Source organism: Bacillus sp. FDAARGOS_1420 (assembly GCF_019344915.1).
In the GTDB taxonomy this organism is placed as follows: Bacteria; Bacillota; Bacilli; order Bacillales; family Bacillaceae_G; genus Bacillus_A; species Bacillus_A mycoides.
In genome coordinates this window covers 3,277,391-3,295,071 of the sequence record NZ_JAHWJB010000002.1, presented here as the reverse complement: position 1 = coordinate 3,295,071, position 17,681 = coordinate 3,277,391, and the positions used below count along the sequence as shown (strand labels likewise).

Genomic DNA, 17,681 nt, shown 5'->3' with positions numbered 1-17,681 from the left:
ATTCGTGAAATTACTAGATTTATTATCAAAAGGAATTGTAATAGGTGATGGTGCGGTTGGAACGTTATTACATTCGCATGGTTTACAAAGTAGTTTTGAAGAATTGAATTTGTCTGATCCGGACTTAATTATATCGATCCATAAACAATATGTAGCTGCTGGAGCGGATGTTATTCAAACGAATACGTATGGTGCGAATGAAGCGAAACTCCGCATGTATGGTCTAGAAAATCAAGTTGTCCAAATTAATAAAGCGGCAGTGAATATTGCGAAAGCATCAGTAACAGATCGGAATGCAATTTTAGGGACAATTGGAGGTATGAAACATATTGGTGCTGTTACAACGACTGATATAGAGCGAGAATTTATGTTACTTGAGCAGGCAGGTGCTTTACTAGAAGAACAGGTTGATGGATTACTATTAGAAACTTTTTATGATGAATTTGAATTATTGCATGCCGTTAAAGTATTGCGTAAACAAACGAATATTCCGATTGTTGCTCAGTTAGCGTTACATGAGGCAGGTACGACTCAAAATGGGAATGATGTCAATGAAATATTAAAACAGCTTTTAGATTACGGTGCCAATGTTGTTGGATTGAACTGTCAACTAGGGCCACTTCATATGACGGAAGCTTTCAAAATGATATCGATTCCTCAAAATGGCTATTTATCAGCATATCCGAATGCAGGTCTCCCGAATTATGTGGAAGGGCGTTACGTATATGAGGGAAGTCCAGCGTATTTTGAAGAAATGACACCGAAATTTATTGAACAAGGTATTCGTTTATTAGGTGGTTGTTGTGGTACTACCCCGGAACATATTGAAGGAATGAAACGTGCTACTCTAAATGTTGCACCTGTAATAGCAAAGGAGACGATTCAAAGGCCTAAAGTGGTCCATACACATGAGAAGCGTTCGAGAGCTCATGTTACTCTAGCAGAAAAGGCAAAGAAACAAACGACAGTTGTAGTGGAATTAGATCCACCGAAAACGTTAGACACGCAGCGTTTTTTTGAAGGGGCAAGAGCACTGAAAAGGGCTGGAGCGGATGCTATTACTCTAGCAGATAATTCATTAGCATCTCCTCGTGTTTCGAATATGGCTATGGGTGCATTATTAACGAAGCATGATATTCCAGTATTGACGCATTTAACGTGTAGAGACCATAACGTCATTGGACTACAGTCTCACTTACTTGGATTATCAGCATTAGGTATGGAGGAAGTGCTAGCTTTAACTGGTGATCCAGCGCGTGTTGGTGATTTCCCAGGTGCAACTTCTGTATATGATTTGTCATCGATAGAGCTCATTAAAATGATTAAAGAGATGAACGACGGTCGCTCTATTTTAGGGAAATCAATTGGTCCGGCAACAAGATTTTCTGTTGGAGGTGCATTCAATCCTCATGTAAGGCATTTAAAAGCAGCGGTCAAGCGAATGGAACGAAAAATTGATGCTGGTGCTGAATATTTCTTAACGCAGCCGATATATGATGTTGCTTTAATAGAAGAAGTATATGAAGCGACAAAGCATTTGGAACAACCTATCTTTATTGGAATTATGCCGTTAGTAAGTAAGCGGAACGCAGATTTTCTTCATTTTGAAGTGCCGGGTATTACTCTCCCTGAAGAGATAAGACAAAGAATGGATGGACATGAAACGAAAGAGGCAGCTATAGAGGAAGGGATTCGTATTTCACAAGAGTTGATCGATGCGGCGATGAAATACTTTAACGGTATTTATCTTATTACACCGTTTTTAAAATATGAAATTACAGAACATCTCGTGAAATATGTGAGAGAAAAGCAAGAAGTGAAAGAAGGTATTAATTGATGAAACGAATAGAAGAGAGATTACAACATGAAATTTTAATATTAGATGGTGCAATGGGAACGATGATCCAGCAAGAAGACTTAACAGCGGAAGATTTTGGAGGAGAAGAATACGAAGGTTGTAATGAATATTTAGTAAAAACAAGACCGGATGTTATTTTAAATATTCATAAAGTCTACATTGAAGCTGGAGCAGATATTATTGAAACGAATACGTTTGGTGCAACAAATATTGTATTAAGTGATTATGCATTGTCTCATTTAGATGAAGAGTTAAACGAAAGGGCAGCGCTTTTGGCGAAGCAAGCGGTTAAAGAAAGTGGGAAAGAAGTGTATGTTGCGGGAGCGATGGGACCAACGACGAAAGCGATTAGTGTTACAGGTGGTGTGACTTTTGAAGAGTTAATTGAAGCCTATACAAGGCAAGCGAGAGGACTATTAAGAGGAGAAGTTGATGTATTACTCGTTGAAACGAGTCAAGATATGCGTAATGTGAAAGCTGCGTACATTGGAATTCAATCGGCGTTTGAAGAACTAAACAAAATAGTACCTATTATGATTTCTGGAACAATTGAACCGATGGGAACGACTTTAGCGGGTCAAACGATCGAAGCCTTTTATTTATCGGTAGAGCATATGAAGCCATTATCGGTTGGATTAAACTGTGCTACTGGTCCAGAATTTATGAGGGAACATATACGTTCCCTATCTGATTTATCGGAGTGTTATATTTCGTGTTATCCAAACGCTGGTCTTCCTGATGAAGATGGGCATTATCACGAATCTCCAGCGTCACTTGCTGAAAAAGTAAAACGTTTTGCTGAAGAAGGATGGATTAATATTATTGGTGGTTGTTGTGGCACAACACCAGAACATATACGTGTAATGAAATCGGCGCTTGCCTCGATTAATCCTCGTGAGCATCATGAAAGGGTTGGACATGGAATTAGTGGACTAGAAGCGTTGCAATATGATGATTCTATGAGGCCTTTATTTGTTGGAGAAAGGACGAATGTAATTGGATCGCGTAAGTTTAAAAGATTAGTAGCAGAAGGGAAATTTGAAGAGGCTGCTGAAGTGGCAAGAGCGCAAGTGAAGAAAAATGCTCATATTATTGATATTTGTATGGCAGACCCTGATCGTGATGAAATAGAAGATATGGAAAGATTCTTGGCAGAAGTTACGAAAGTGTTAAAAGTACCGATTATGATTGATTCAACAGATGAAAATGTTATGGCGAAAGCTCTTACTTATATTCAAGGAAAAGGTGTTATCAATTCTATTAATTTAGAGGATGGAGAAGAACGTTTTGAAAAAGTGACACCCCTTCTTCGGAAATACGGTGCTGCGATAGTTGTAGGGACAATTGATGAAGATGGTATGGCAGTTAGTGCAGAAAGAAAGATAGAGATTGCTAAAAGAAGCTATGAATTACTAACGAAAAAGTATGGTATACGCCCATCTGATATTATTTTTGATGCGCTTGTGTTTCCTGTAGGAACAGGTGATGAAGAATATATAGGTTCAGCGGCAGCGACTATAGAAGGAATTCGTCTTATTAAAGAAGCGTTACCAGAATGTTTAACGATTCTAGGTGTGAGTAATATATCTTTTGGTTTACCACCAGCTGGACGTGAAGTATTAAACTCTGTCTTTCTATATCATGCAACGAAAGCAGGATTAGATTATGCGATTGTTAATACGGAAAAATTAGAACGCTATGCGTTAATTCCAGAGGAAGAAAAACGTCTTGCGGATGCATTATTATTTGAAACGACGAAAGAGACGTTAGAAAAATTTACAAACTTTTACCGTGTTGCCAAAAAGAAAGAAGTCGCTACACAAGAAACGCTAACGCTTGATGAACGACTGGCAAATTATATTGTAGAAGGTACGAAGCAAGGACTACAAGAAGATCTAAGTCTCGCGCTTACAGAAGGACGAAAACCTCTGGATATTATTAACGGGCCGCTTATGACAGGAATGGATGAGGTGGGGCGATTATTTAATGGTAATGAGCTGATCGTTGCTGAAGTATTGCAAAGTGCTGAAAGTATGAAAGCTGCCGTAAGTTATTTAGAGCCACATATGGAATCTAGTGAGAGTGCAAAAAAAGGGAAAGTATTATTAGCGACTGTTAAAGGAGACGTACATGATATTGGGAAAAACCTTGTTGAAATTATTTTATCAAATAACGGATATGAAATTATTAATTTAGGAATTAATGTTCGTTCGGATCGAATTGTTCAAGAAGTACAAGAAAAGAAACCTGATATTATTGGCCTTTCTGGTTTGTTAGTAAAATCAGCGCAACAAATGGTAACGACTGCTGAAGATTTAAAAGCAGCGAATATTGATATTCCAATTGTTGTAGGTGGTGCAGCACTAACGAGGAAATTTACAGATAATCGTATTTCTCCATCTTATAAAGGGCTCGTATGTTATGCAAGTGATGCAATGACAGGTCTTGATATTATTAACAAATTACAAAAGGAAGAAGAACGTGAAAAGATGAAGCGAGATAAAAAGGAACGCCATCTTCACATTGTGAAAAAAGAGGAGAAAAAAATAGAAATTCCCGCAGTTATTGAGCCGTTGCCAAAAGCAACTGTTATAGTGCCAGATTCGACGAAACGAGTTGTATTACGGGATATTCCTGCCCTTCATCTTGCACCGTTTTTAAATAGACAAATGTTAATTGGACACCATCTTGGGTTAAAAGGAAACGTAAAAAAACTCCTGCAAGAAGGGGATAAAAGAGCACATGAGCTAAATGATTTAATTGATGAATTATTACAAGAAGGACAATCTTGGTTACGCCCAAAAGCGGTGTATCAATTTTTCCCGGCGCAAAGTGATGGACAAAATATAATTATATACGATCCGGAAGATCACACACGTATTATAGAGCGATTTGAATTTCCGAGACAAGGGAAAGCACCATACCGTACTTTAGGAGATTATATACGCCCGATTGGAGATGAGATGGATTATGTCGCTTTCTTATCTGTTACCGTTGGAGAAGGGGTTCGAGATATTGCAGAGGAATGGAAGGCGAAGGGAGATTATTTACGCAGTCATGCGATTCAGTCGTTAGCACTTGAATTAGCAGAAGGACTTGCTGAAAAAACACATATGCTCATTCGTGATCGTTGGGGAATTCCAGATTCACCTGAACTGACGATGGAAGAGAGATTCCGTACAAAATATAGAGGAATACGCGTATCATTTGGTTATCCAGCATGCCCAGAACTTGCTGATCAAGAAAAATTATTTCGCTTAATTCATCCAGAAGAAATAGGTATTTCATTAACAGAAGGATTTATGATGGAGCCAGAAGCGTCTGTAACGGCTATGGTATTTTCTCACCCTGAGGCAAGGTATTTTAGTGTACTATAGTGTAGAAGGGGGAGACGTATGAAAAAAATAGTCTTTACAGGTGGCGGTTCGGCCGGGCATGTAACACCTAATTTAGCAATTATTCCACATTTACAAAAGCAGAACTGGGATATCTCTTATATTGGTTCTCATCAAGGTATTGAGAAAACGATTATAGAAAAAGAAGGAATCCCATACCATAGTATTGCAAGCGGGAAGCTACGTCGTTATTTTGATTTGAAAAATATAAAAGATCCTTTTCTCGTGATGAAGGGTGTTATGGATGCGTACGTAACAATTCGTAAACTAAAACCGGATGTTATTTTTTCAAAAGGTGGTTTCGTATCCGTACCAGTCGTAATAGGAGGGTGGCTAAATAGGGTGCCAGTTTTATTACATGAATCTGATATGACACCTGGACTAGCAAATAAAATTGCGCTCCGTTTTGCCTCGAAAATATTTGTTACATTTGAAGAAGCAGCGAAACATTTACCGAAAGAAAAAGTAATATATACAGGATCGCCTGTACGTGAAGACGTACTAAGAGGAAATCTTGAAAAAGGTTTAAAGTTTCTAGGGTTTTCCCGGAAGAAATCAGTTATTACTGTTATGGGAGGAAGTTTAGGCGCAAAGAAAATTAATGAAACGGTTCGATCGGCACTTCCAGATCTTCTGAAAAATTATAAAATTGTGCATCTTTGCGGAAAAGGAAATCTTGATGAATCCTTACAAAATAAAGAAGGATATAGACAATTTGAATATGTACATGAAGAGTTGCCGGATATATTAGCAGCAACAGATTTTGTTATTTCACGTGCGGGATCCAACGCGATTTTTGAATTTTTAACAATGCAAAAGCCGATGGTGTTAATTCCGTTATCGAAATTTGCAAGCCGTGGAGATCAAATTTTAAATGCTGAATCCTTTAAAAGACAAGGGTATGCATCGGTATTATATGAAGAGGATGTAACGGTGAACTCACTTATAAAGCATATAGAAGAGCTATCTCATAATAATGAGACGTATAAAACAGCATTAAAAAAATATAATGGGAAAGAAGCGATTAAAACTATCATTCAACATATTTCAGAGGCATGATTAAACAATCATGTCTTTTTTAGTAGGATGAAAGATTCCAAGAATTGATATTTTTATGTTACAATAAAGTGAAACTTTGATCAGTGGGGGGTTCATCCCCACTGATTATTAGCCCTCACCAATCGGGCTTTTACGGGCAGTTAATCCCACACCTAACTTCTTTGTTTTCGCTGAATTTTGAGGTGGGGGTCTTACTGCCCGTTAATGCGGGGTAACAAATGGTTAATAGGGAAATTCCAATTGATTAAGCGTGAAAATACGAATGGATTAGGAGTGACTGTGTTGGAGCTAAGTCTCTATGAAAATACTGCACTTATTATATGCTTTGTGTTGTACGTTGGTAGTGTTATTGTTTATATTTCACGGAAATTTTCACAAGAACGAGAGCTTGAAAAATCAGAAATAACAGCTGAACTAGAAATGTTAGCTGATGAAAGTTATAAAAAACAAAAAATAAAAGAAGATCATGAGGCACCCCATCATTGAAACGCAAATAAGTTCTAAGGATGGGGATTTTTTTTGAAAAAATCCCATTAACGCTAAAAAAGGAGTTTCCCCATACATATTTAAGGAGTGAATATAAATGAAATTTTATATTGCTTCAGGATTTCAAAATAAACATCTTGTTCGTTTCGTATCAAGCCAGTTGAAAGAAGTGGGATGGCAGCATACATATGATTGGACGAAAAATGAAAGAGCAACCAATAGAGAACAATTGCAAAAGATTGGTGAAGAAGAACAAGAAGCGATACGAGAAGCTGATGTTTTCTTACTCATACTAGAGGGTGGGAATGGAAGTCATACAGAATTAGGGATGGCAATTGCTTTAGAAAAGAAAATTTATATATATATCACAAGGGCAATGAGTTGCAAACGACATTCTACCATTTACGAGAAGTTGATATTTTCGAAGGAGAAATTGAGGGGCTTGTCTCATATATATTGAATAAAGTGGAATGTTAGACGTGGGAATGCAGCGAGAAATATTTTTTGCAAAAAAAGAGTGAAGGTTACCATTAGGCTATTTTGGGCACAGTGATTATAAGTAAAGCATATAAAGGAGTTATACATATGAAATTAGAAAATGGATGGGAAACAAGTTTTTTAGAGGTTGTACAAAACAGTGAATTTAAGAAAGATGCAATTCTTAGTCAATTGCTTTTTGCGGATAGTGAAGAAGTAGAAGAGCTTGTTGATGATTACGGTTATGAAGAGATTATTGAACGCGAACATGATGATGAGTTAGCAGGAATTTTAGGAGAAGAACTTTTCAGTGAGCTGGAGCGAAACGTATTCTTATCTCCACAGCCAGAAGAAAAACTTATTTCATTCGTAAATGGATTAGGTTTTCATGTGTTAGATTGGATTGTGCTTCTTGAAACAGAATTTGGCATTGATAGCGCAAACTTCACATCGGATGCAGTGAAAATGTTAGAAAAGCGCTTTAGACAGTTTCCCTATATAGAAGAGAAGACAATTTTTGATATGACGTTTGAAGAAGCGATGGATGTATTAGAATCTGTTACAGGATTACAGCTGAAGGGGAAAATGAACGTATAATGAAAAAGAACGTGATAGCTTCACGTTCTTTTTTTTTACATAATAATAATTTTATCATCTAGCTTTGTTTGTCCAGTAAGAAGTGCATTTAAATACTCTACTTTTCGTATGCAAGCTTGTATATGTCTTTCAACCTCTTGTAACTCTGCTTGGTGATGCGTTTCAATTGGATGAATTTGTACGTTAAATTTTTCGAATTGACTACTATATGTTATTTCTGCATAGCCGCTCATAATATCGGTTTCGTTATGAAATAAAAATTGCTTCGTTTCTTCACAGAATGATACATCCTGAAAGCCATATACTTTTAATGCTTCAATTACTTTGTTAATCATGTTTGTATTCATTTTTTAACCCTCTTTACGAAGTTCTACTTTTATATTATAACATAAAAAATTACGTAGAAAGCGCTTCCAAGTGTATTTTATTATAAACTTTACGTTTCAATCATAAAAATGAAACAAAGAAAAAATAATTGTAAAGAAGGAAGGACTCTTTTATTGTTTCGTCATATATATAGAGAAATAGTGCAATGAAAGGAAATTTTCCGAGGTGGAGATTGTATTTCCAATTTGAGCGCAGTAAAAGAGGTGAGAATCTTGAACTTTGATATTGTAGGACAAAAAGCATATATAAAAGATGGGCCGCATCGGAACCGAATTGGAACTGTAAAGAAAAATGAAAAACAATTAGAATCCCATTTTGCTATTGTAATTGGGGAACAAAGTATTGCTGTAGAGCTAAAGGATATCGTGTTAGTAGGAGTAGATGTAGGACAATTTCATACATGGTGCGAGCAAAATGGTTATTTGTGAAAGGGACGGGCTGTGAGATAATGAAATATATTTGAGAAAAGAGAATATGTTATTGTATTCTCTTTTTCTATGTGTAAGGAGATAGAAATGAAGTATAAAGAACGAGATTTTACATTGGAGTTAAAAGAGAAAATTCAATGCATGGAGAAGGAAATAGAACGGATATCACTTGAACTTTATAAAGAGTATTCGCATTTATACATAGAAAAAAACATGGAACTATCTATGGGACTTGTTAAAGATAAAGAGCATCCTTTTGAGTTGGGGTATGGTTCATCAGTTGCTATAGCTATATTAGATGAAGAAAAAGAGATGATTGGATTTCACAATATACCAATTTGGAAATGCGAAAGAATCTTTTTAGGAATGCAAATTCAATTAAGTATTTGGGGAAGTAAGAAAGTAGGGGAACTTGTTGATGAATCTTGTTATGAGATTGAGGAGGAGTTAAAAGAGCAACTAGAAGAATACTTGGAGTGATAACTTTCAAGATAAGATGTATAGAGATGGAACATAATAAAAAAGACGCTAACAGTATAAATTGTTAGCGTCCTTTTTTATTATGAAGCAATCTCACCAGTTTTTACATCATCTTGATTGTACGTATCCTGATCTAATTCACCAAGCCATTTACTAGAAATAAGACCAGCTGTCATAGAACCACTTACGTTAAGAGCTGTACGACCCATATCGATTAATGGTTCAACTGAGATAACAAGAGCGACAATGCCGATTGGTAAGTTCATTGTAGATAGTACGATTAACGCTGCGAATGTTGCACCGCCACCAACGCCGGCAACACCGAATGAGCTAATAGCAACGACAGCGATTAAAGTTAAAATAAATTGTGGTTGTAATGGATCGATTCCTACGGTTGGAGCGACCATCATAGCAAGCATTGCTGGATAAATACCTGCGCAACCGTTTTGACCGATAGATACCCCAAAGGATGCAGCGAAGTTAGCGATTCCTTCAGAAATACCAAGCTTTTCTTTTTGAGCTTCAATATTTAATGGCATTGCACCAGCACTAGAGCGAGATGTGAATGCAAATGTTAATACAGGGAAAACTTTTTTCAAATATTGAATTGGATTTAAACCAGATAGTGCGATTAATAATAAGTGAATGATAAACATTACGATAAGAGCTACGTAAGATGCTAACACGAAGTTACCAAGTTTTAAAATAGCGTTAATATCGCTACCAGCAACTGTCTTTGCCATAAGAGCTAATACGCCGTATGGAGTAAGACGTAAAATTAATGTTACCATACGCATTACGATTGCATATACAGCATCAAGCATTTTCTTAAATAGCTCTGCTTGTTCTGGATATTTTCGTTTTACACCTATAAAAGCAATCCCGATAAAGGCTGCAAATATTACAACAGAAATTGTTGATGTTGGACGAGCACCTGTTAAATCAAGAAACGGATTAGTAGGCAACAATTCTAATAATTTATCTGGAATTGTTGTCTTTTCAATAGAAGTAAATCTTTCTTCTACTAATTTCAGACGAGCAGATTCTGCATCACCTTGTTGTAATCCTGTCGCTGATACATCAAATCCTGCGCTTGCTGCGATACCGACAGCTGCGGCAATTCCTGTAGTAAGAATTAAAATTCCGATAATAAGACCACTAATTTTACCAAGGTTTTTCGTTAATTGTAATTTTGTAAATGCTGAAATAATAGATACTAAAATAAGTGGCATAACGATCATTTGAAGCAACTTCACATAACCGTTACCAATTAAACCGAACCAGGTATTTGATTCGATAATTACTTTAGAAGTAGGCTCATAAATAAATTGTAATATAAGACCAAATATAATTCCGACTCCTAAAGCAGTAAATACACGTTTATTAAAAGATACATGCTTACGTTGCATATAATACAATACGCCAACTAAAATGAGCATGACTGTGATGTTAATTCCGACAAGCATTGTATTCATGTTAATTCCCCCTAATTCCAATGTGTTATATAGAATATAAGGTAATAAAACCTATAAGTCAACTAGGGAATTGCGGGATTAAAAAAAAGATGGCAATTTGCCATCTCTTAATGCCCAGCTCCAGGGACAAGTAAAAATGTTGTGTACCATGTAAATCCGATGAAGAAAACGGTTAAATATGCCCCGAATACGTATATATACATACGCTCTGTTAATTTTAAATAACTTAAAAGTACGAAGAATCCTGTTTGTCCTAAAAATAGTAGTGCGGTCGAATGCATATCCCCTACGTAAAACATAACCGAGAAAATTCCAGTCCAAAAGCCGAGAACGCGAAACATGCGCTCCATGCCATCTCCCTCCTTTTCTAAAAAAAGTAAAACCTCTTTTCATTATAGTTTATTTTTCTAACTATTGTAAATATTCATTCATATAAAAAAGAAGCCAATTATAATATTGACTTCTTCTTAGTTGAAAAACTAAATTTGAACTTTATAGTTACAAGATTTGCATCCATCTAGTAGACTATCGTTTCGTGTTAATTCCACGTTCGGGAATAGGATTTCAAAAATCCCCTTCATCATATCTTCGTGCATGTTACAAATTTCAGTTGGATGATGCGCAGCAACTTCTTTAAACGGACAATTGTGTACATCATAGAAAATTTTTGTGCCATCCGTACTTATTTCAAAAGCAGGAGATAAACCAGCTGTTGAGAATGCTTCTTTTGCGATTTGCATTTTTTGTTCTATCGTCAATGCTTCTGCACTTACATTTAAGCGATGCATATGCTGTTGCATTAATTCTTTGCCGAAGTGTTTTCCTGTTTCATATAGCGCTTTTTCACCGGCGCTACCTAAGCTTAGTAGTGAATTAAATGCTATCTGTGCTAATAATTGATAATCGCGAAATGGGAATTGTAACTGGATGACATCTTGAGACAAGACGTATAGTCTGCTTGGTCTGCCGCCTTTCCCAGTTTTTTTTGTTTCTGATTTGAGCATATTAACATCTTCTAATTTAGATAAATGTAAACGCGCTACGTTTGGATGAATGTTAAACTCATCTGCAATTTCTTGTACAGTTACGTAATTATGCTTTTGCGAAATATATTTATAAATGTAATAACGAGTAGGGTCAGATAACACACCTGTAATTTTTAAAGCTTGTTCCATGAGGATCTCCACCTTTATCACTTTATCCAAGATATTAACATTATAATACAGATAAACTTCTATATAGGTAATTTTAGACAATAGTTCAGAAATTGTTCATAATTTCACAAACATATTTTTCCTTTTTATCTTAGTGAAAATACAAAATCTCTAATTTTTCTTGAGCATTTTTTCATGATATATACATAGTGAGGAGGGAAACTTGATGAATAGTGTCGAGCTTTTTGCAAATATGATTATGAAAGAAGCTTGTGGGGTGCAAGTATCAGACTTACATATTGTGCCCAGGCAAAAGGATGTGGCGATTCAATTACGTATAGGGAAAGATTTAATTACGAAACGGTGTATTGGAAAGGAATTTGGAGAAAAGCTTGTTTCGCACTTTAAGTTTTTAGCATCAATGGATATAGGAGAGAGGAGAAAGCCTCAAAATGGTTCGTTGTACTTACAAATTGATGGACAAGAAGTGTATTTACGCCTTTCAACACTTCCAACAGTATATCAAGAAAGTCTCGTTATTCGCCTCCATTTACAAGCATCTGCTCAGCCGTTGTCTCACCTTTCGTTATTTCCAAGTTCAGCGGAAAAATTACTCTCTTTTTTAAAGCATTCGCATGGGTTACTCGTATTTACTGGGCCGACTGGTTCTGGAAAAACAACAACAATGTATGCGTTATTAGAAGTAGCTAGAAAATGGCAAACACGTCGCATCATTACACTGGAAGATCCAGTTGAGCAAAGAAAAGACGGTTTATTACAAATTCAAATAAATGAAAAAGCTGGTATCACATATAAAACGGGATTAAAGGCTATTTTGCGTCATGATCCAGATATTATTTTAGTTGGCGAAATTCGTGATGAAGAAACAGCAAAAGTAGCTGTAAGGGCCAGTTTGACGGGACATTTAGTAATGACAACCTTGCATACAAATGATGCGAAAGGAGCGATACTACGATTTCTGGATTATGGTATTACAAGGCAAGAAATTGAACAATCATTATTAGCAGTAGCTGCTCAGCGGCTCGTCGAATTAAAATGTCCATTTTGCAGAGGGAAGTGTGCAACTTTATGTAAATCAATGAGGAAAGTGAGACAGGCAAGCATTTATGAACTGTTATATGGATATGAATTAAAACAAGCGATTAAAGAAGCAAGTGGAGAACATGTTACGTATCACTATAAAACGTTGGAATCGTCGGTTCGAAAAGGGTATGCTTTAGGATTTTTAGAAGAAGATGTATATGTTTAAGAGAAAATGGAGTTTAAGTGATCAAGCATTATTATGTAAAAGATTAAGTGATTTATTAGAGAAAGGTTACTCACTTTTGCAGGCGTTAGAATTTTTGCAGTTGCAACTACCATTAGGGAAGAAATTACAGTTACAGCGTATGATCGAGGGATTGAAAAATGGACAAAGTTTGCACGCTTCTTTTCACCAATTAATGTTTCACTCTGAGGTGTTAAGTTATTTGTTTTATGCAGAGCGACATGGTGACATTTCTTTTGCTTTGCAACAAGGGAGCGTACTTCTTTACAAGAAAGATAAATATAGGAAAGATATGATGAAAGTAATGCGATATCCTATGTTTTTATCATTTTTTTTAATGATTATGCTTTCTGTTTTTAACCTCATTTTATTGCCTCAGTTTGAAATGATGTATAGTTCTTTACGTTCTACAGCACCACCACTTACGGAGCAAATTTTAGTTGCAATTAAATTATTGCCCTACTTCATTTATATGATTGTTCTTATCGTTATAACGGGATTTAGTTTATATATATTTTATTTCCGAAAACTTCCGCCTACTCAAAAGGTAAAGATTATGATCCGTATTCCCCTTATGAAAACATTTCTTATTTTAAATCATTCGCATTATTTTTCCACTCAATTAAGTGGTTTATTACACGGTGGATTGTCGGTACACGAAGCATTAACAATAATGATGAAGCAAAAGTATTATTTGTTCTTTCAGTATGAAGCAGCCCGAATCGAGCGGCAATTAATTGCAGGAGAACCGTTACAATCTATTATTGATAAAAGCGGTTATTACGAGAAAGAACTTTCTTATATCATTACGCATGGACAAGCAAACGGTAATTTAGCAAATGAGCTTGGTGATTACAGTGAGCTCATTATTGAAAAGGTAGAACAAAAAATTAAACGTATGTTATTTGTGATTCAACCCATTTTATTTACATGTCTTGGGGCTATAGTCATTTTGATGTACTTAGCGATGATTATGCCGATGTTTCAAATGATGAATTCTATATAGGGGGGCATTTACATGCAGAATGAGGAGGGTTTTACTCTTTTAGAAATGTTATTAGTTATGGTTGTCATAACTGTATTATTACTATTAATTATTCCAAATGTAGTTAAGCAGCGATCCTCGGTGCAGGAAAAAGGGTGTGAAGCCTACGTGAAATCTGTAGAAGCACAAATACAGGCATATCAACTCGAAAATAATAAAATACCTACAATCGAGGAATTAAAAACTAAAAAATATATTGCTGTTGATGAATGTCCGAAAGGTAAACCAATCCATATTTCCGATGATGGTACGGTATCAGCTGGGAAATCGTGAAGCAAAAAGGTTTTACTCTTTTAGAAATGCTACTTGTCTTATTTGCTATTTCTGTACTGAGTGTTGTTACGCATTTTAACGTTACTTCATTACATGAAAAACAAAAAGTTGAGCAGTTTTTGAAACAGTTTTCAAATGATATTTTGTATATGCAGCAGTTAGCGATTAAGCGTCAAAAACATTATACGCTACGCTGGTTTAAAGAGAAACATATGTATTATATTTCGGAATCGGAGACAGCCCTTTTAATTGCTAAGGGAGAATATGATAAAGATGTCCAAATTGATCTGCATACCTTTCCAAATCCAATGACATATAATCCGAGCGGGAATATTAATAGGGGTGGTACGATTTTACTTTCCTATCGAGGGTATAAATATGAGATTGTATTTCAGCTTGGAAGAGGGAGATTTACGTATCGTGAAGTGTCAAAAAGGATCAGTAATGGTTGAAATGGTTGTAGCGTTAAGTTTAATAATGATGGCGGTATCGTTATTGCTCCCGCAAACATTATTAATTATGCAAGAAAGAAAAAATATAAAAATGAGCTATAAAGCATTAATATTATTAAAAAAAGAAGCGGCCTTATTTAAGTATGAGAATGAGGAAAAGCGAGTAAAAGAGCAAGTCATAAAAGGAATTGTATATTACACATATTGGAGAGGAGATGAAGTTTGTACGATGTGGAAAGATATGAGAGGAAAAGCGATGGAGCAATGCCTTTATGCAAAGGGAAAATAAAAAAGAAGCGGGATTTATATTAATAGAAATGATTGCATGTTTGTTACTTTTATCAATGTTCTTTTTACTTTTACCGCGTCTTCATATTATGGGGATAGAAAATACACATTCAAAAGGATTAAATGACTGGGAGTGGGATGTGTTTTTAGGACAAATGCAATTAGAGTTTCGTGAAGTATTAAGTGGGAGGAAGATAGCACTAGAAAACGGTGGGAATATTTTACGCTTCCAACTTCGTAATGGTGATCAGGTGACGTATGAAAAGTTGAATAGTAATTTAATAAGAAAAGTAAATATGCGTGGAAGGGAATTTATATTACAAAGGATTGAAGCGATTTCGTATAAATTAACACCTCATTTGTTATATATATATGTGAAAGATATAAGTGGTGAAATATATGAAGGCGTGGCTGTGCGCTATAGTGAAATTGAGATAGAAACATGAGAAAACAAGATGGATTTGCAATGCCAGGAACAATTATTTTTCTTATTTTATTCATTTCTTTTTTGATGTACGAAACGAATATGTTACTTTCGGATAAAAAATTTTATTCTGAAATAGAACAAAGTTTTTTCATGGAGGAACTTGTTGATCGAGCTATTTCAGATATAAAAAGAGAGTTACAGCAAAAAGAAAAAGAGGATGTTTTTTTATTTCAGTATGAAAGAGGAGAAGTGAGTGGAAAGTACGTCTTTGAAAATGATGTTATTATCATTTCGTTGCAATGTGTTGCAAAACAGAGAGTTCTCTATACAGTGAGCTTTCACTATAGGAAAAAGGATAATAAAATATTTGATTGGGTAGAAGGATAGTGTGTAAAATACGTGGGAGAGAACCACTAATTCCTATTGTGGAGTGAGTTAATTTCTGTGAGGGAAGGGATAAAACGATGGTCAAAAGTTTAAATTTTCTCAAAAAAGAGAAAGGTAGAAAGAATATGATATATTCATGCTATCCAATCATTTTTTTCTAGGGAGATAAGGAAATGACAAACAACAATCAAATAGGTGAAAATAAGGAACAAACTATTTTTGATCATAAAGGAAATACGATTATGACAGAGGATAGGGAAATACAAATTATTTCAAAATTCGAAGAACCTCTTATTGTCGTATTAGCAAATGTATTAAGTGATGAAGAGTGCGACAAATTAATTGAATTGTCTAAAAGTAAGATGAAACGTTCTAAAGTTGGTTCATCACGTGATGTAAATGATATTCGAACGAGTAGCGGTGCATTTTTGGAAGAGAATGAACTAACTTCGAAGATTGAAAAACGAATTTCATCTATCACGAATGTTCCTGTAGCGCATGGAGAAGGATTGCACATTTTAAATTATGAAGTAGATCAAGAATATAAAGCGCACTATGATTATTTTGCGGAACATAGTAGATCAGCTGCTAATAATCGTATAAGTACTCTTGTGATGTACTTAAATGATGTAGAAGAAGGCGGAGAAACATTCTTTCCGAAATTAAATCTTTCTGTACACCCTAGAAAGGGAATGGCAGTATACTTTGAGTACTTTTATCAAGATCAATCACTAAATGAGCTTACGTTACATGGAGGAGCACCTGTAACGAAAGGTGAGAAATGGATTGCAACGCAGTGGGTGAGAAGAGGTACTTATAAGTAAAAGCGAGTATGTTACGTTTTGTTCTTCATTTTACAAGAAGAACAAAACGTTTTTTTTATTAAATAAAGTAACATCTTTCGTTATAATAACAAATAATAACGGATGATTGAGAGGAACGAAAATGAAATCTATATACATAACCGGCTATATGGGAGCTGGGAAAACAACAATTGGAAAAGCTTTAAGTAAAGAACTCCATATGGAAGTTGTAGATACAGATCAAAAAATCGAAGAGCAGAAAGAGAAAGCGATTCGGTATATTTTTGCAGAAGAAGGCGAAATGGCTTTTCGCGAATATGAAAGTGAAATGTTACGTTCACTACCGGTTCAGAATGTAATTATTACAACTGGTGGAGGGATTATTGAACGAGCGGAAAATCGAAAGTGGATGAAGGAAAATGGAACTGTCGTGTATTTATATTGTGATCCACATGTAATTGCAGAAAGGCTTCGTGAAGATACGACACGTCCACTATTTCAGAAGAAAGATATAGATGCATTTGTGATGAAATTTGAATCGCGCCGAGCTCATTATGAAGAGGCTCATATTCATATCGATACGACGAATAAATCGGTAAAACAAATTATGAATGAATTAAAGCAAAAGATTAATGAATAAAAAAGTGGACATACTAATCAAGTAGAGGTGATGATAATATGTCTACTAATGATTATGTACGCTTTGTGACACAGCAATTTGTGTCATATATGGATGCTCCAAAAGAGGATCGAAAACAACAGAAACAACAACGTCGTGCGGAGAAAGAGCCATTCTTAAATAAATGGTTTGGTGTTATGCCACTGAGCGCTGCTTTGTTTTATCGAAATGTAAAAAATAAAAGAAAAAAATCAAGCTAACTTTTTCGTAATATGTTTAGCAAAACAAAAATCCCCTAGTATA

The 17,681-nt window shown here is 35.4% G+C and carries 21 protein-coding genes and 1 pseudogene; 18 read left to right on the top strand and 4 right to left on the bottom strand.

Annotated features, from left to right (window positions below):
• The first annotated feature begins 4 nt into the window (after positions 1 to 4).
• From I6L50_RS27135 to I6L50_RS27110, 6 genes and pseudogenes are all read left to right on the top strand, one after another.
• Complete coding sequence (locus tag I6L50_RS27135) at positions 5 to 1,837, top strand: bifunctional homocysteine S-methyltransferase/methylenetetrahydrofolate reductase (protein ID WP_016100611.1); 1,833 nt, start codon at positions 5 to 7, stop codon at positions 1,835 to 1,837.
• Positions 1,837 to 5,235, top strand: a complete 3,399-nt coding sequence (gene metH, locus I6L50_RS27130; protein WP_219303542.1) for a methionine synthase — start codon at positions 1,837 to 1,839, stop codon at positions 5,233 to 5,235. The genes I6L50_RS27135 and metH overlap by 1 nt, the downstream gene beginning before the upstream one ends.
• A gap of 18 nt (positions 5,236 to 5,253) precedes the next feature.
• Positions 5,254 to 6,312: an undecaprenyldiphospho-muramoylpentapeptide beta-N-acetylglucosaminyltransferase gene (locus tag I6L50_RS27125; RefSeq protein WP_219303541.1), complete on the top strand. Its 1,059-nt coding sequence runs from the start codon at positions 5,254 to 5,256 to the stop codon at positions 6,310 to 6,312.
• 243 nt (positions 6,313 to 6,555) lie between these two features.
• Positions 6,556 to 6,798: a DUF3966 domain-containing protein gene (locus I6L50_RS27120; protein WP_085960924.1), complete on the top strand. Its 243-nt coding sequence runs from the start codon at positions 6,556 to 6,558 to the stop codon at positions 6,796 to 6,798.
• A gap of 97 nt (positions 6,799 to 6,895) precedes the next feature.
• Positions 6,896 to 7,275, top strand: a pseudogene (locus tag I6L50_RS27115) (nucleoside 2-deoxyribosyltransferase).
• Between the two features lie 108 nt (positions 7,276 to 7,383).
• The gene (locus tag I6L50_RS27110) at positions 7,384 to 7,872 is read left to right on the top strand and encodes a hypothetical protein (RefSeq protein ID WP_002015119.1); all 489 of its coding nucleotides are present in this window, start codon (positions 7,384 to 7,386) and stop codon (positions 7,870 to 7,872) included.
• Between the two features lie 35 nt (positions 7,873 to 7,907).
• Here the strand turns inward: I6L50_RS27110 and I6L50_RS27105 are convergent, their stop codons facing one another.
• The gene (locus I6L50_RS27105; RefSeq protein ID WP_002129099.1) at positions 7,908 to 8,219 is read right to left on the bottom strand and encodes a hypothetical protein; all 312 of its coding nucleotides are present in this window, start codon (positions 8,217 to 8,219) and stop codon (positions 7,908 to 7,910) included.
• 252 nt (positions 8,220 to 8,471) lie between these two features.
• Here I6L50_RS27105 and I6L50_RS27100 point away from each other — a divergent pair, with 252 nt between their 5' ends.
• Together I6L50_RS27100 and I6L50_RS27095 are read left to right on the top strand one after the other, a co-directional pair.
• Complete coding sequence (locus I6L50_RS27100) at positions 8,472 to 8,687, top strand: DUF3912 family protein (RefSeq protein WP_219303540.1); 216 nt, start codon at positions 8,472 to 8,474, stop codon at positions 8,685 to 8,687.
• Positions 8,688 to 8,774: 87 nt separating this feature from the next.
• A complete protein-coding gene (locus tag I6L50_RS27095) occupies positions 8,775 to 9,167 on the top strand; it encodes a hypothetical protein (RefSeq protein ID WP_219303539.1) in 393 nt (130 codons plus the stop codon).
• Between the two features lie 80 nt (positions 9,168 to 9,247).
• Here I6L50_RS27095 and I6L50_RS27090 read toward each other — a convergent pair whose 3' ends face one another.
• From I6L50_RS27090 to I6L50_RS27080, 3 genes are all read right to left on the bottom strand, one after another.
• Entirely contained in the window at positions 9,248 to 10,642 is a 1,395-nt protein-coding gene (locus tag I6L50_RS27090; RefSeq protein WP_219303538.1) for an L-cystine transporter, read from the bottom strand.
• 107 nt (positions 10,643 to 10,749) lie between these two features.
• On the bottom strand, positions 10,750 to 10,992 hold the full coding sequence (locus I6L50_RS27085; protein ID WP_002015110.1) for a DUF2626 domain-containing protein: 243 nt from the start codon (positions 10,990 to 10,992) through the stop codon (positions 10,750 to 10,752).
• 129 nt (positions 10,993 to 11,121) lie between these two features.
• Positions 11,122 to 11,817: a helix-turn-helix transcriptional regulator gene (locus I6L50_RS27080; RefSeq protein ID WP_219303537.1), complete on the bottom strand. Its 696-nt coding sequence runs from the start codon at positions 11,815 to 11,817 to the stop codon at positions 11,122 to 11,124.
• 205 nt (positions 11,818 to 12,022) lie between these two features.
• Between I6L50_RS27080 and comGA the strand changes: the two genes are divergently transcribed.
• The 10 genes from comGA (at position 12,023) to I6L50_RS27030 (ending at position 17,638) form a co-directional block, all read left to right on the top strand.
• A complete protein-coding gene (gene comGA, locus I6L50_RS27075) occupies positions 12,023 to 13,066 on the top strand; it encodes a competence type IV pilus ATPase ComGA (protein ID WP_219303536.1) in 1,044 nt (347 codons plus the stop codon).
• Positions 13,053 to 14,090 (top strand): competence type IV pilus assembly protein ComGB, encoded by a 1,038-nt coding sequence (gene comGB / locus I6L50_RS27070; RefSeq protein WP_307897057.1) that lies wholly within the window; start codon positions 13,053 to 13,055, stop codon positions 14,088 to 14,090. The genes comGA and comGB overlap by 14 nt, the downstream gene beginning before the upstream one ends.
• Before the next feature lie 12 nt (positions 14,091 to 14,102).
• The gene (gene comGC, locus I6L50_RS27065) at positions 14,103 to 14,402 is read left to right on the top strand and encodes a competence type IV pilus major pilin ComGC (protein WP_002145747.1); all 300 of its coding nucleotides are present in this window, start codon (positions 14,103 to 14,105) and stop codon (positions 14,400 to 14,402) included.
• Positions 14,399 to 14,854 (top strand): competence type IV pilus minor pilin ComGD, encoded by a 456-nt coding sequence (gene comGD, locus I6L50_RS27060; protein ID WP_002165074.1) that lies wholly within the window; start codon positions 14,399 to 14,401, stop codon positions 14,852 to 14,854. The genes comGC and comGD overlap by 4 nt, the downstream gene beginning before the upstream one ends.
• Positions 14,847 to 15,143, top strand: a complete 297-nt coding sequence (locus I6L50_RS27055; protein WP_219303751.1) for a type II secretion system protein — start codon at positions 14,847 to 14,849, stop codon at positions 15,141 to 15,143. The genes comGD and I6L50_RS27055 overlap by 8 nt, the downstream gene beginning before the upstream one ends.
• Entirely contained in the window at positions 15,127 to 15,588 is a 462-nt protein-coding gene (gene comGF / locus I6L50_RS27050; protein ID WP_219303534.1) for a competence type IV pilus minor pilin ComGF, read from the top strand. Before I6L50_RS27055 ends, comGF begins: the two co-directional genes overlap by 17 nt.
• Positions 15,585 to 15,956 carry a competence type IV pilus minor pilin ComGG gene (gene comGG / locus I6L50_RS27045; RefSeq protein ID WP_219303533.1) on the top strand — a complete coding sequence of 124 codons (372 nt, stop codon included), beginning with the start codon at positions 15,585 to 15,587 and terminating at the stop codon, positions 15,954 to 15,956. The genes comGF and comGG overlap by 4 nt, the downstream gene beginning before the upstream one ends.
• Before the next feature lie 173 nt (positions 15,957 to 16,129).
• Positions 16,130 to 16,780 (top strand): 2OG-Fe(II) oxygenase, encoded by a 651-nt coding sequence (locus I6L50_RS27040; RefSeq protein ID WP_219303532.1) that lies wholly within the window; start codon positions 16,130 to 16,132, stop codon positions 16,778 to 16,780.
• A gap of 121 nt (positions 16,781 to 16,901) precedes the next feature.
• Positions 16,902 to 17,399: a shikimate kinase gene (locus tag I6L50_RS27035; RefSeq protein WP_113935577.1), complete on the top strand. Its 498-nt coding sequence runs from the start codon at positions 16,902 to 16,904 to the stop codon at positions 17,397 to 17,399.
• Between the two features lie 38 nt (positions 17,400 to 17,437).
• Positions 17,438 to 17,638 (top strand): YqzE family protein, encoded by a 201-nt coding sequence (locus I6L50_RS27030; RefSeq protein ID WP_002015009.1) that lies wholly within the window; start codon positions 17,438 to 17,440, stop codon positions 17,636 to 17,638.
• Positions 17,639 to 17,681: the final 43 nt, after the last annotated feature.